15 protein-coding genes are annotated in these 13,576 nt (G+C 62.4%); 8 read left to right on the top strand and 7 right to left on the bottom strand.

The features are described 5' to 3' along the window. The first annotated feature begins 84 nt into the window (after positions 1–84). The 4 genes from FIV38_RS08575 (at position 85) to FIV38_RS08560 (ending at position 4,789) form a co-directional block, all read left to right on the top strand. Positions 85–2,085, top strand: coding sequence for a ribonucleoside triphosphate reductase (locus FIV38_RS08575; RefSeq protein ID WP_092237018.1), 2,001 nt, complete (start codon positions 85–87; stop codon positions 2,083–2,085). A 137-nt stretch (positions 2,086–2,222) separates the two neighbouring features. Further along, a complete protein-coding gene (nrdD, locus tag FIV38_RS08570; protein ID WP_029291331.1) occupies positions 2,223–2,378 on the top strand; it encodes an anaerobic ribonucleoside-triphosphate reductase in 156 nt (51 codons plus the stop codon). Then, complete coding sequence (locus FIV38_RS08565; protein WP_092237015.1) at positions 2,375–3,070, top strand: anaerobic ribonucleoside-triphosphate reductase activating protein; 696 nt, start codon at positions 2,375–2,377, stop codon at positions 3,068–3,070. Before nrdD ends, FIV38_RS08565 begins: the two co-directional genes overlap by 4 nt. Positions 3,071–3,169: 99 nt before the next feature. Beyond that, on the top strand, positions 3,170–4,789 hold the full coding sequence (locus FIV38_RS08560; protein ID WP_092237012.1) for a methyl-accepting chemotaxis protein: 1,620 nt from the start codon (positions 3,170–3,172) through the stop codon (positions 4,787–4,789). Positions 4,790–4,989: 200 nt separating this feature from the next. Here the strand turns inward: FIV38_RS08560 and FIV38_RS08550 are convergent, their stop codons facing one another. The 4 genes from FIV38_RS08550 to FIV38_RS08535 are packed head-to-tail and all read right to left on the bottom strand — an operon-like array spanning position 4,990 to position 8,071. Continuing rightward, entirely contained in the window at positions 4,990–6,315 is a 1,326-nt protein-coding gene (locus tag FIV38_RS08550; RefSeq protein ID WP_092237478.1) for a 4Fe-4S binding protein, read from the bottom strand. Between the two features lie 32 nt (positions 6,316–6,347). Continuing rightward, positions 6,348–7,190 (bottom strand): FTR1 family iron permease, encoded by an 843-nt coding sequence (locus tag FIV38_RS08545; RefSeq protein WP_092237010.1) that lies wholly within the window; start codon positions 7,188–7,190, stop codon positions 6,348–6,350. 17 nt (positions 7,191–7,207) lie between these two features. Further along, the gene (locus FIV38_RS08540; protein ID WP_092237007.1) at positions 7,208–7,540 is read right to left on the bottom strand and encodes a cupredoxin domain-containing protein; all 333 of its coding nucleotides are present in this window, start codon (positions 7,538–7,540) and stop codon (positions 7,208–7,210) included. Continuing rightward, entirely contained in the window at positions 7,541–8,071 is a 531-nt protein-coding gene (locus tag FIV38_RS08535) for an iron transporter (RefSeq protein ID WP_029291344.1), read from the bottom strand. A 176-nt stretch (positions 8,072–8,247) separates the two neighbouring features. On the opposite strand from FIV38_RS08535, the gene FIV38_RS08530 reads away from it, so the two are divergent. Next, complete coding sequence (locus FIV38_RS08530; protein ID WP_029291346.1) at positions 8,248–8,457, top strand: DUF3079 domain-containing protein; 210 nt, start codon at positions 8,248–8,250, stop codon at positions 8,455–8,457. A gap of 252 nt (positions 8,458–8,709) precedes the next feature. Continuing rightward, positions 8,710–8,922: a PLDc N-terminal domain-containing protein gene (locus tag FIV38_RS08525; RefSeq protein WP_029291348.1), complete on the top strand. Its 213-nt coding sequence runs from the start codon at positions 8,710–8,712 to the stop codon at positions 8,920–8,922. A gap of 202 nt (positions 8,923–9,124) precedes the next feature. Here the strand turns inward: FIV38_RS08525 and FIV38_RS08520 are convergent, their stop codons facing one another. Both FIV38_RS08520 and FIV38_RS08515 read right to left on the bottom strand, forming a co-directional pair. After that, positions 9,125–10,003 (bottom strand): alpha/beta hydrolase, encoded by an 879-nt coding sequence (locus FIV38_RS08520; RefSeq protein WP_092237003.1) that lies wholly within the window; start codon positions 10,001–10,003, stop codon positions 9,125–9,127. A gap of 74 nt (positions 10,004–10,077) precedes the next feature. Next, positions 10,078–11,247: a GGDEF domain-containing protein gene (locus FIV38_RS08515; protein ID WP_070994257.1), complete on the bottom strand. Its 1,170-nt coding sequence runs from the start codon at positions 11,245–11,247 to the stop codon at positions 10,078–10,080. 183 nt (positions 11,248–11,430) lie between these two features. Here FIV38_RS08515 and FIV38_RS08510 point away from each other — a divergent pair, with 183 nt between their 5' ends. Together FIV38_RS08510 and FIV38_RS08505 are read left to right on the top strand one after the other, a co-directional pair. Further along, entirely contained in the window at positions 11,431–12,027 is a 597-nt protein-coding gene (locus FIV38_RS08510) for an NUDIX domain-containing protein (RefSeq protein WP_029291354.1), read from the top strand. A 96-nt stretch (positions 12,028–12,123) separates the two neighbouring features. Beyond that, positions 12,124–12,711 (top strand): LysE family translocator, encoded by a 588-nt coding sequence (locus tag FIV38_RS08505; protein ID WP_070994258.1) that lies wholly within the window; start codon positions 12,124–12,126, stop codon positions 12,709–12,711. A gap of 1 nt (position 12,712) precedes the next feature. Here the strand turns inward: FIV38_RS08505 and FIV38_RS08500 are convergent, their stop codons facing one another. Beyond that, positions 12,713–13,534, bottom strand: a complete 822-nt coding sequence (locus tag FIV38_RS08500) for an AraC family transcriptional regulator (RefSeq protein WP_092237001.1) — start codon at positions 13,532–13,534, stop codon at positions 12,713–12,715. Between the last annotated feature and the right edge of the window lie 42 nt (positions 13,535–13,576).

Here is a 13,576-nt window from a genome sequence, read left to right as displayed (position 1 = left end):
GCAACCCACCTTTCACTGCGTACCATCACTGCATCTTGTGTCTATACGAACTATTAAATCTATATGTAGTGTTTTGGAGCCCCCATGCAGATCACCTCAAGCCCGCTGGTCAGTACCCGCCTACACAAGCGCGATGGCACCCTCGTAGCCTTTGACGCCGAGAAAATCCGCCAGGCGATGATCGCCGCGGGTAACGCCACCGGTGAGTATCAGGACGCCGAAGTCGATCTGTTGTTAGGGGCAGTGCTCGCCCGTCTACGCGGGATTACCCGCCTGGATGTGGAGCAGATCCAGGACAGTGTCGAGCGGGTGTTGATGGACGCCGGGTACTTTTTGGCGATGCGTGCCTATATCGTCTATCGCGAGCAGCACGGGCGCCTGCGCCGGGATCGCAAGACCCTGGTGGAAGTCGCCACCTCGATGAACGAGTACCTCGACCGTGAAGACTGGCGTGTGCAGGCCAACGCCAACCAGGGTTACTCCCTGGGTGGGCTGGTGCTCAACGTGTCGGGCAAGGTCACCGCCAATTATTGGCTGGACGAGGTCTATAGCCAGGAGATCGGCCAGGCCCATCGCGAGGCGGACTTGCATATCCATGACCTGGACATGCTCGCCGGCTACTGCGCCGGCTGGTCCCTGCGCACGCTGCTGCACGAAGGCCTCAATGGCGTGCCCGGCCGCGTCGAAGCCGGGCCGCCCAAGCACCTGGGCAGTGCCTTGGGGCAGATGGTCAACTTCCTCGGCACCCTGCAGAACGAGTGGGCCGGTGCCCAGGCTTTCAGCTCGTTCGACACCTACCTGGCGCCCTTTGTGCGCAAGGACCAACTGACGTTCCCCGAGATTCGCCAGGCAGTGCAGGAGTTTATCTACAACCTCAACGTGCCCTCGCGCTGGGGCACGCAAACGCCGTTTACCAACCTGACATTCGACTGGGTCTGCCCGGAAGACCTGCGCGAGCAGATCCCGATTATCGGCGGCGAAGAAATGCCATTTGCCTACGGTGACCTGCAAGCGGAGATGGAGCTGATCAACCGCGCCTATATCGAAGTGATGCAGGCCGGCGACGCCAAGGGCCGGGTGTTTACCTTCCCGATCCCCACCTACAACATCACCCATGACTTCCCGTGGGACAGCGAAAACGCCGACCGCCTGTTCGAGATGACCGCGCGCTACGGCCTGCCGTACTTCCAGAACTTCCTCAACTCCGATATGCAGCCCAACCAGGTGCGCTCGATGTGCTGCCGCTTGCAGCTGGATGTGCGCGAGTTGCTCAAGCGTGGCGGCGGGTTGTTCGGTTCGGCGGAGCAGACCGGCTCATTGGGGGTGGTGACGATCAACTGCGCCCGCCTGGGCTACCTGTTCAAGGGCGACACCAGCGGCCTGCTGCAACGCCTGGACCACCTGATGGAGCTGGCGATGGAGAGCCTGGAGGTTAAGCGCAAGGTGATCCAGCACCATATGGACGCCGGCCTGTACCCCTACACCAAGCGCTACCTGGGGACCTTGCGCAATCACTTCTCAACCATCGGCCTGAATGGCATGCACGAGATGCTGCGCAACTTCACTGGCGACGAGGAGGGCACCCATACCGCCCGCGGTCGCGAGTTTGCGCTGCAGGTGCTGGACCATGTGCGCGCCACGTTGCTGCGCTTTCAGGAAGACACCGGCCACCTCTACAACCTGGAGGCCACGCCGGCCGAAGGCACCACCTACCGCTTTGCCAAGGAAGACCTCAAGCGTTTCCCCGCGATCCTCCAGGCCGGCAGCTTTGGCGCGCCGTATTACACCAACTCTTCGCAGTTGCCGGTGGGCTTCACCGAAGACCCATTCGAAGCCCTGGAGCTGCAAGACGAACTGCAATGCAAATACACCGGCGGCACCGTGCTGCACCTGTATATGGCCGAGCAGATTTCCTCGGCCCAGGCCTGCAAGCAGCTGGTGCGCAAGGCCCTGGGGCGTTTCCGCCTGCCGTACCTGACGGTGACGCCGACGTTCTCCATCTGCCCGGTGCACGGCTACCTGGCGGGCGAACATGAATTCTGCCCCAAGTGCGACGAGGTCCTGGCCCTTAACGCCACCTTGTAGGAGCGAGCTTGCTCGCGAAGCACTCAAGGACACCGCGTTTAACCAGGCAGCACGCGTGATCGTTGACGTTCTTCGCGAGCAAGCTCGCTCCTACAGAGCAAGGTGCTAACCGTTTTCCAACCCCAAGGAGATTCACCATGCAAACCACCCAGCCACAACGCCAACGCTGTGAAGTCTGGACCCGTGTCATGGGCTACCACCGACCGGTTTCGGCCTTTAACCCCGGCAAACAATCGGAGCACCGTGAGCGCGCGCACTTTACCGAAAGTGCGGCGGCGGCCGGGCGCCAATGAGTCGAGCACTACGGGTCGGGGGCCTCGTGCCCCTGACCACCCTCGACTACCCCGGCATGCTCGCCTGCGTGCTGTTTTGCCAGGGCTGTGCCTGGCGTTGTCGGTACTGCCATAACCCGGACCTGATCCCCCCTCGCGGTAGCGATGAGGTGGATTGGCGCCGGGTTTTGCTGTTTCTGCAACGGCGCCAGGACCTGCTGGATGCCGTGGTGTTCAGCGGTGGTGAACCGACCCTGCAGGAAGGCCTGCCGGCAGCCATGGACGAAGTGCGCAAGATGGGCTTTCGCATCGGCCTGCACAGTGCCGGGATCAAGCCTGCGGCGTTCGCCAATGCCCTGGCCCATGCCGATTGGGTTGGCTTCGACGTCAAGGCCCTGGCCGAGGACTGCCAGTTGATCACCCAGGTCAAGGGCAGCGGCACCGCCAATTGGCGCAGCCTCGACCTGCTGCTGCACAGCGATGTGGACTACGAATGCCGCACCACCGTGCATTGGCACCTGATCGACCCGCAGCGCCTGCTGCTGCTGGCCCAGCGTTTGCAAGAGCGGGGAGTCAAGCGCTTCGCCGTACAGCTGGTGCGCACCGCGCGCATGCTCGATGAGCAATTGCCGAGCGTTTCGGCACAGGCCTTGCTGCCTGAACTATGGGAGAAAATGCGGGCACTGTTCCCGGCATTTGTTTTACGGGGTTGATCCCTTCGCGGAGCCCTTTCAAGCGTGGCGATTGAACTCCCACCGGATTATCAAAGATGCTGCCCCCTGGGGGCAGGTATTCATCAGGGAGCTTATGACATGACTCGACTAACCACCGCTCGCCGTATCGCGATCGGCTTTGCCATCGCCCCCTTGGCCCTGGCGGGCATGGAGCTCTACGCCTTGCACGACCTGGGCACCCTCAAGGAACAATCGGAACTGATCGTGCAGCAGGACTGGCCGAAAATCGCGCCGATCATGGTGATTGCCACCGGTGTGCGCGACAACGGCCGTAATACCCGCGACTTGCTGATCGATGAGGACAACCAGGCCGCACAACAGGCCATTGGTACCACCCGCCAACGCATTACCGATGCCTTCACCCAACTGGAGCCGCTGTTCAACACACCTGCGGGCCAGGCGGCCTATGCCGACCTGAAGCAGCGTCGCGAAGCCTATGTGGGCGCCTTTACCCAGGTGCAGGCACTTATCCGCCAGGGCGCCCATGCCGAGGGTGTGGCGCAGCTCAAGCAGAATGTGCAACCCGCCGAGCAGGCCGTATTCAAGAGCCTGGAGGCGATGATGGCCTTGCAGGGGCAGATCTTTACCGAGCGCGAGCGCGCAGCGCAGACCCTGTACAGCGAGGCGCGGCGCAACATGCTGGGGCTGTTCCTGCTGTGCGTGGCCCTGGTGGTGGCGGCGGGGGTGATTGTCACCCGCAGCGTGACCCGGCCCCTGGGCGGCGAGCCCGACGAGGCCGCGCGGGTATTGAGCCAGATTGCCCAGGGCGACCTGACTACCGAAGTGCCAACGGCGGGCAGCGCCGACGGCAGCGTGATGAAAAACATGCAACAGATGCAGGACAACCTCAATGAAATGGTGCGCCAGATCGCCACGTCGGTGGACCGCGTGGCCAGTTCTTCCGAGGAGTTGAGCGCGGTCAGCAGCCAGACCAGCAGCAGCTTGCAACTGCAAGGCATGGAGATCGAACAGGCCGCCACGGCGGTCAATGAGATGACGGCGGCGGTAGATGAAGTGGCGCGCAATGCAGTGAGCACCAGTGAAGCTTCGCGGTTATCGGCGCAGACGGCCCAACTGGGGCGCGATCAGGTGCAAGAAACCGTCGCGTCCATCAACACCCTGGCAGAGGGCGTCAGTGGCACCTCGGTGCGCATCCAGCAACTGGCCGGGCGGGTGCAGGACATCAGCGGCGTGCTGGAGGTGATCCGCAGTATTGCCGACCAGACCAACCTGCTGGCCCTCAACGCGGCCATCGAGGCGGCACGGGCCGGGGATGCCGGGCGCGGGTTTGCCGTGGTGGCCGATGAGGTGCGGGCCCTGGCCCATCGCACCCAGGCCTCGACCCAGGAAATCGAGCAGATGATCGGCAATATCCGCCTGGACACCGAACAAGCTGTGACCGCGATGCAGGGCAGCAGTGATTTGGTACAGGCTACCTTGAGCGTGGCCGAGCGTTCGGGCCAGGCCCTGGAAGCGATTACCCAGTCGATCTCGCAGATCAACGAACGCAACCTGATGATCGCCAGCGCCACCGAAGAGCAAGCATTGGTGGCGCGGGAGGTGGACCGCAACCTGGTGGGGATTCGCAATCTGTCGGAGCAAGTCTTGCTCGGCGCACGGCATACCGATACGGCAGGCCATGAACTGGCGCAAATGGCTGGGGAACTGCACCTGACGGTTGCCAGGTTCCGCGTCTAACCGCGCAAGATGGGCCATTGTGGCGAGCGGGCTTATTGTGGCGAGCGGGCTTGCCCCGCGCTGGGCGGCGAAGCCGCCCCAATAGCCTCACCCCGTTCTGCCAGATATACCGAGGTGGCTGGTTTTGGGGCTGCTACGCAGCCCAGCGCGGGGCAAGCCCGCTCGCCACAATAAGCCCGCTCACTGCGACAAGCGGGCTCCTAGAGGTTCCAACCCCAGAACTGTAGCCACCAGCCGTACCCCACCAGCCCATTGCCCAGTAGCAGGCAAGTCCAGGCGGCGCAGTGTCGTGCCAGTGGTGTGTCGGCCAGCTGTTTCCACCCCAGCCACAAACACCAGCCCATCGCCCCAACCAGCAGCGCGCCGCGTGCCGGCTGTACCCAGTCGAGCAACAACCCTTCATAACGCAACAACTTGACGGTGGTTGCCGACAGCCCCAGGAACAGTCCTGCACCGCCAAGGGGCGTGAAGGTCAGCGCCAGGGCCCAATACCGTGCACGCTCACCGCTCAGTCGTGCGGCGAGGTGCACCAGCCCCATCAATGCGCCGCCGATCAGCAGGCTGCTGGCACCCAGGTACGCAACGATACAAAACCCATCCAACCAACTGAAGCTGTCGTTGGCCTGGGGGTAATGGGTCAACAGCCACCAGGGCGCGTTGTCCTGCAACGGCCACAACCAGTCGTGCTCCACCAACCATTGCGCCAGGGCTTGCTTGAACGTGATGAACCACGGGCTGACGGTCCACTGGAAGGCGCCCATCGCCAGGCCGATCACGCCAAACAACAACAAGCGCGTATCCCAGGCCAAGGCGGGTTTGCGTGGGGCCTGGAGGATTTCGCTATTGCACGAGCGCGCAATCAACTGCACCGCGCCGCGTTGCCCGCTGCAGCGGCCACAGGCGTGGCAATCGCTGGCACCTTGCAAGCGGCGGATGTCCAGCAGTGGCGCGCAGTTGGGCAGGGGCAGCCGTGGGCCGTCGTTGGCTTTCCAACGTTGTTCATCAACCTGGAAATGCACGGGTGCCAGGCGCGCGAGCAGGGCGAACACACCGCTGACCGGGCACAGGTAGCGGCACCACACCCGTTTGCCGCGCACAAACAGCAGCCCCACCAGCACGGCGGCGACGGTCGAGCCGCCGAGGATCAGCAGGGCCGCCTGGGCGTAGTCGTACACACTGATCAATTGCCCGTAGAGAGTGGTCAGGCAGAAACCCACGGTGGGCCAACCGCCCCAGCGGATCCACCCCGGAATGCCCAGGCCGCGCCCATGGCGGCTGGCCCATTCGCTCAACGAGCCTTCAGGGCAGAGCACGCCGCACCACACGCGGCCGAACACGACGATGGACAGCACCACGAACGGCCACCACACGCCCCAGAACAGGAACTGTGCCAGTAGCGTCAGGTTATCCAACAAGCGCGCCTGGCTGGCGGGCAGCGGCAGCAGCGCGGGTAGCACCAGCAATCCCGCGTAGAACAGCACCACCGCCCATTGCATACCGCGAATCAGCCGCGCGTGGCGGCGCATGCCATCCCCCAGGCGTTGCAGCCAGGGGGGGGTCACAGCGCTGCTCGCCGGGTGCGATACAGCCCTTGGCCCACCAGCAACCAATAGCCGGCCAGAACCAGCAGGGTGACCGTGCTGGGCGTTGCGCGGTACCCGGCAAAGCCGGCGAGCACTGCGCCCAGGCCGTGGCTGTCACTGAGCAGCGCGCTGCTGTCCCACCAGGCTTCGCCCACCAGGGTGTAGACCCAATCGGGCATGTCCATCGCCAACAGTTGCCCGCCGATGCGTTCTGCGGCAGCGACCAGCAAGGAGGCCGCCAAAAGCAGCAACAGCACCTCACTGAGGGCGAAAAACCGCGACCACGAAATCAACCGCTGCGTGCTGCGCAGCAGCATCACTGTCAACCCGGCCAACACCAGGCCCAGCCCCCCGCCAATGGCGAACAGGCCCAATGCCGGGCCATGCAGTTGGGCGCCGGCGCCATACAGGAACACCACGGTCTCGCTGCCTTCGCGGCTGACTGCCAACAACGCCAGCAACAACACACCGAGGCCGCCCTGGCGCGTCGCACGCTGCTCGGCGTCCCGTAGCAGAGTGTGCTTGAGGCCCGGCCCGTGGCGGTGCATCCAGAACACCATCTGCACCATCAACAGGCTTGCCACCAGGGTCATGCCGGCCTGGAACCATTCACCGCTGGGCCCGCTCATGGCTTCACCGGCCCACAGCATCAAGCCCGCCAACCCGGCGGAACACAGCAGCCCCAGGAGCACTCCGGCCCACAGGAAACGCCCCAGGCGCGAGCCCTCGGATTGTTGGCTGATCCAGGCCTGGAGGATGCCGATCACCAGCAACGCCTCGACGCTTTCGCGCCAGACGATAAACATCGATTGATTCATCAAATGCTCCTGGGCCGTTATTCGGCGAGGATGCTGCCCTCGGGCAACTGTGGGTTGAATTCGTCGAAAAACCCATAAGTGCCCGGCTTGAGCGGGTGGATCACCACAAAGGTGGTGACCCCAGGCGACAGCACTTTCTCCACGCGTAGCGGCGTGCTCTCGAACTCGGCCGGGCCTTGGCCGATGTTTTTCAACACGATCTTGAAGCGCTGGCCGGCCGGCACCTTGAGCTGCGCCGGGTTGAAGTGGCCGTCCTGCAGCGTCAATTTATAGGTCGGCAAAGGTGCTGCCAGGGCCGCACCAGCGGCCAGCAGGGCGCACAGGGCGCACAGGGCGAGGGCGCGGCGCATTCAGTAGCCGCCTTTCTTGCCAATACCCGCGTAGACGAATTCGTAGTGCACTTCACAGCGCTCGAACCACGGCGCGACCCCGGTTTCCTTGTCGGTATGCCGGCCCAGTGAGCCGTGGCCGCTGGGTGGCATCACGGTGAAAGTCAGCTGGTACTTGCCAGGGCCCAGCAGCTTGACGTTATCGCCGTAGTGCGGCCCGTCGTTGGCCACCATGGCGTGGAACTCACCGATGATCGGGCTGGCTGCACCTTGCTTCTGCAGACGGAACGAGACGTTGAGGTAAGGCACGAAACTGCCTTCCTGGAAGCCCTGCTGATTGTCGGCAGTGGCGCGGATATCGGCCTCCAGATGCACATCCGAATCGGCGGTGGCGCGCATCATGCCCGGTGGCGCCATCTCGATCGGTTGCAGATAGACCGCACCGACTTCCAGGCCGGGGCACATTTGTGGCTCGCCGATCGGGTATTCCTTGGCGACGGCCGCGCCAGTCGACAACAGCAAGGCCAGTGACAGCGTGAAGGGGATACGCATGGGGGCTTCCTGACAGGGCAAAAGAGAGTCCGAGTCTAGAAAGCTTTGCTGTAAATAATAATGATTCCTGTCAAGTTTCCAGGGATATAACCACAACCATTCTTGACGTTGGTCAAGGCTGTGGGCGGGCGGCGGCCGTAGGATCAAATCACCGCCCACTGCCGTGGAGCCTGCTCATGGCCAAGCCATTCCCGCTAAACCCCAAACACCCTGAGCGTATCTGCTGGGGCTGCGACCGTTATTGTGCGACTAGCGCCCTGGCCTGCGGCAACGGTGCCGACCGCACCATGCACCCGGCCGAAATGATCGGTGAGGATTGGTACTTGCATGGCGATTGGGGGATTGAACTGCCGATTGCAACAGACAAGGTGCCAGACCCTGGTTGACCTGAGCCTGCAACTTGCAGCCCACTGCTGGCTTTTTTGTGGCGAGCGGGCTTGCCCCGCGCTGGGCGGCGAAGCCGCCCCAACAGCCTCACCACGTTCTGCCAGATATACCGAGGCGGCAGGTTTTAGGGCTGCGTTGCAGCCCAGCGGAGGACAAGCCTCCTCGCCACAAATCTGAGCAGTCGTTGGTATTTTTTCTGAACCCTCGCGTTCACCCCTGGCCCTAAGGTGTATGACCTCAGGAGGTGAACCATGCAAATCGAATACGTCTGGATTATTTTGGCCACGCTGTTGGTGCTGGTGGAGTTGTGGGCCATCAACTGTGTACTGCGCAGTGCCAGTCGAGCCGAAACCAAAATGCTATGGGTTGTGGTGATTGTCTTCGTACCCCTGCTGGGCGTGATTCTATGGGCGATCACTGGCCCCAAGGCGATTGCCAAGCAAAAGGCTGACGTCAGCCGGTGAACCATCAGCGTAAAAAAATCGTTTAAATGCAAAAAGAGTTGTCCACGAAAACCGTGGGTATCTCTGTGGATAACCTTGCGTGGCCCCGGCGCCACTGGCGATTCGACCTGCGATCAATATTTGATCAGGAACGTTTGCAGGCCTTTTGGCGCGTGGCATGCGCTTGACACGCGTCGCTCCAACCGGTGCCGGATTCGCCGTTCTACAGCAAACCCTGGAGTGCCTGGCGATAGCTGCGGCCGCCCAGGCTCAGGCTGTTGTTGTGACTGGCTCCCGGTACCAACAGCAAGTGCTTGGGTTCTTGCGCGGCATCAAACAGTTGCTGGCTGAAACGCGGCGGCACGTAGCGGTCATCCAGGCCATGCACGACGAGCAAGGGCATGTGGATATCGGCGATCTTGTCGATGGAGTCAAACTTCTGTGACAGCAACCACCGCACCGGCAGCGAGGTGTTGGCCACCGCCGCCGCGACATCGGCCAGGGAGGTAAAGGTGGATTCGATCACCAGCCCACGCACCGGCGGCGGCAGGTGTTCAGCGACGGCCTGCTGGCCCAGTTCGGCCGCCAGGTCAATGGCCACGGCGCCGCCCAGGGAGTGGCCGTAGATCAGGCGCTTGCCCGGGTCGGGTTGCAGCAGTTGGAAGCGCTCCCAGGCCACCCGTGCATCTTCGTAGACACTGGACTCTGAGGGCAGGTCGCCCCGGCTTTGGCCAAAGCCCCGATAGTCGATGGCCAGCACCGAGTAACCCTGGGCATGCAGTTGCTCGATGCGAAACAGCTGGCCGGTAAGGTTCCAGCGCACGCCGTGCAGATACAGGATCGCCGGTGCGTCTTTTTTCGCCGCCGGCCACCACCAGCCATGCAGGCTCTGCCCGGACTTGAAGCTGGCGGGCTTGAGCTCGAACTCCTGCACATCGCTGGGCAGCCCGCGATACCAACTGGCAGGGCCGGGTTCGATACGAAACACCAGCTCCCGCTCCTTGTGTTGCAGCACATTGCACCCTACTGGCAGGCCGAGGATCAGTAGCGCCATGCACAGCAGCGGTAGCCAGCGCCAGCGCGAGAGAGAACGTGAGGACATGGAGGTTCCAGGACAGAAGCGAAGCAGGTTTTTTACCAGAAGCCTTGCCCGTGAAGGAATTATTCAGACCGCCGTCAGGGGGCGATTGCTTGCAAAGTGTTACAGGCCGTCTGTACGCGGTTGCGCCCCTGATCCTTGGCGCGATACAGCGCCTGGTCTGCCTGGGACAGCAGCCGTGACAGATCGTGGCACGCGGCGGTGCTGGTCACCACCCCGATACTCACACTGAGGAACCCGGGGGCCAACAAGTCCAGTTCGGCGAACCGCTGGCGGATACGTTCGGCCACCTGCACCGCGCCTTGTTCATCGGTGTCGGCCAGCAGGCAGGCAAATTCTTCACCGCCGATGCGCGCAAACAGATCGTGCTTGCGCAAAATCGACGAGGTCAGTTGGCTGAAGGCTATCAATGCCTGGTCGCCCATGGGGTGGCCGAAACTGTCGTTAAGGCGCTTGAAGTAGTCCAGGTCACACAACAGCAGTGTCACCGGCTTGCCGCGTTGTTGGCTGTCGGCCAGCAGTTGCTCGCCATGCAGCATGAACGCCCGGCGATTGCCGATGCCGGTCAACACATCGCTGAATGCAGCGGCCTTGAAGTTGAGTTCGGCGCGCTCCTTGACCATCGCCAGGGTGACGTAGGCGATGCCGATCGCATACAGCATGGATTCGAACAGCATGAACGAAAAAAACGGCACGCCTTCGCCCATCAGCGCATGTTCATTCTTGAGCGGCATGCCGGGGTCAATCACCGCCCGTACGCAGTAAAACGTCGTATGAAACAGCATCAGCCCCATCGCTGGCAGATAGGCCACTTCCAGGTGTCGGCGATGGCGCCACAACTCCAGCGCCGACAGCACGCCATAGCTGGCAGCCAGCAGGGAATACAGCGACACCCGGCTGGACATCGACCCATAGAACTGCGGCACCAGGCACATCAACAGCCATAGCGCGGGGCCTGCGAGGATGCCCGGCAGGTGCGGCCTGCCATGGACGAACAGGCGCATGGCGGTCCAGTTCATGGCGGCACTGAGCAGCAGCACCACATTGCCCAGCACCAGCGCGACAAAATCCACGCCCACGCCGCGCACCACGATCAGCGTGGTGCCGAGGGAAGCCAGCAACAGCATCACCCCCAGGTAGCCCAGGGTCGGCTCACGCACGCGATGCCAGGCGTGGACGGTAAGCAGGCCCATCAGGCAGAAAACGAAGACCGCGACCATCAAGAGCGTCGGTATGTGCAGCATCATGTCCTTGACCCCGCAAGATGCATTGTCGAGATAACCCCGTCAGCCACACGCGTGGGCGGTCATCCGGTACAGAAAGGGCGCGATTGTAGCCGGATAACGCGCGCCGATGCTGGCCGATGGACAGCTTGACGCTGACAGGATGTCCCCGACATGCTGCGCCCCCTGCGACCAAAAGGACCTGCCATGGACAACAGCCCCGTACGCATCACCTCCCAAGAGCTGCTCTCGGACAACTGGTACCTGCTGAAAAAGTACAGCTTTGACCTGCGCCGCCGTGATGGCAGTTGGCAAGCCCAGACGCGGGAGGTGTATGACCGTGGCAACGGAGCGACCATCCTGCTGTACAACACCCAGCAGCGCACGGTGTTGCTGATTCGCCAGTTCCGCATGCCGACCTTCGTCAATGGCCATGACGGCTACCTGATCGAAGCCGCTGCAGGCCTGCTGGACAACGCCAGCCCAGAGGAACGTATCCGCCTGGAAGCCGAGGAAGAGACCGGCTACCGCATCGGCCATGTCGAAAAAATCTACTCGGCGTTCATGAGCCCCGGGTCGGTGACCGAGCGCATTCATTTCTTTATCGGTGAGTATCAACCCGGCGACCGCGTGAGCGAAGGCGGTGGGCTTGCGGAGGAAGGCGAGGATATCGACGTGCTGGAGCTGGGCTTCGACGAGGCAATCGCCATGGTTGCGCGCGGTGAGATTGTCGATGGCAAGACCATCATGCTCCTGCAATACCTGGAGCTGCGATTGCTCAAGGCAACCCTGGCGGGAAGGTAGGCGCCGGCTCCTGCAGGGGCATTTTGTTCAATACGCATTGGCTACAGGAACGTAGCGTACAGGCCTCGCTCCCTGTGATTACAAAAAGGAAATGCAATGAGTTTGATCATGTCCATGGCCGCCTTCGCCCTGGCGACCTCTATCACCCCCGGCCCAGTCAATATCGTCGCCCTCGGCTCGGGGGCGCGCTTTGGTTTTGTCGCCAGCCAGAAACACGTGGCTGGCGCGGCGCTGGGGTTCACATTGTTGCTGGTGTTGATCGGCCTGGGCTTGCACGAATTATTGATCCGTTGGCCGCTGTTGACCCAGGGTATCCAGTGGGGTGGGGTGATATTCCTGCTGTACATGGCCTACAAGCTGGCGACCGATGACGGCCGGCTGGATGCGCAAGATGCCAGCGTTGCGCCTTCGATGCTGTATGGCGCGGTCATGCAGTGGCTCAACCCCAAGGCCTGGCTGGCATGTGTCGCCGGTATGGGCCTGTTTGCGGCCGACGGCGAAGCCGCGCGGGTCTGGCAACTGGCGGCGGTGTACCTGGTGATTTGCTATTTGTCGGTGGCGTGCTGGTCGTATGTGGGCACTTTTTTTCGGCGTTACCTGAGCAATGCGCGGGGCATGCGCCTGTTCAACCGGGTGATGGCGTTGTTGCTGGTGATCAGTGTGGCGTACCTGTTGCTGGGCTGATTCAGCCGCGATATTGCCCCGGCGTGGCTGCCAGGTGCTGCTTGAACGTGCGCTGGAAGTGCGCCTGGTCGGCAAAGCCCGCGGCCAGTGCCACATCGGCAATCAACTGGCCGCTGCGCAGTTGCTGGCGGGCAAACTGGATACGCTGGTTGACCAGGAATGCGTGGGGCGTCATGCCGTAATACTGCTTGAACGCGCGGATCAGGTACGACGGCGACAGCTGCGCGGCCTGGCAGATATCTTCGAGTTTCAGCGCCTCGGTGCACTGTTCGCGGATGTACTCGGCGGCGCGCTCCAACTTGTGATTGACCTCCCGCACCACTGTTGCCGCTGGGTTCAGGCGCAATTGCACGTCACTGAAAAAACTCACCACGGCGCTGTGTTTGTGCAGGTGCTCGGCGTGTTCGTCGGTCAGCACGGCGTACAGTTCGAGCAGGCCGGCAAACAGCTGCGGGTCATCGGTGTGGGTGGTGCTGAAACGGCGAAAGTCCAACTCGCTGGCAAACCCCAACTGGTGTTGCAGGTCGGTCAGCCAGGGCGTGTCTATGTAGAGCATGTGATACGACCAGGGTTGGTCGTCGATCGGGTTGCAGGCGTGCACGTCGCCGGGGTTCATCAGCACCACGGTGCCGGTATGGATATGGAAGGTGTCTGCGCCATGGATATACAGGCTCTGCCCGGCGGTGATCGCGCCAATCGAGAAATGGTCGTGTGCATGCCGGGTGTAGCAGACCTTGCGCCCATCATCGATGGTACGTGCTTCGATAAACGGCAGGCTGGCATCACGCCAGAAGCGCGGGGCGGCCAGGTCGGGCAGCGACATGATGGCAATCTCCAATGGGCCTTGTAGGGCCTCGATGATTGC

Origin of the sequence: Pseudomonas proteolytica, assembly GCF_007858275.1 — a bacterium.
Classification (GTDB): Bacteria; Pseudomonadota; Gammaproteobacteria; order Pseudomonadales; family Pseudomonadaceae; genus Aquipseudomonas; species Aquipseudomonas proteolytica.
The sequence above is the reverse complement of the archived record's forward strand: the minus strand, read 5'-3'. Positions and strand labels throughout refer to the sequence as shown.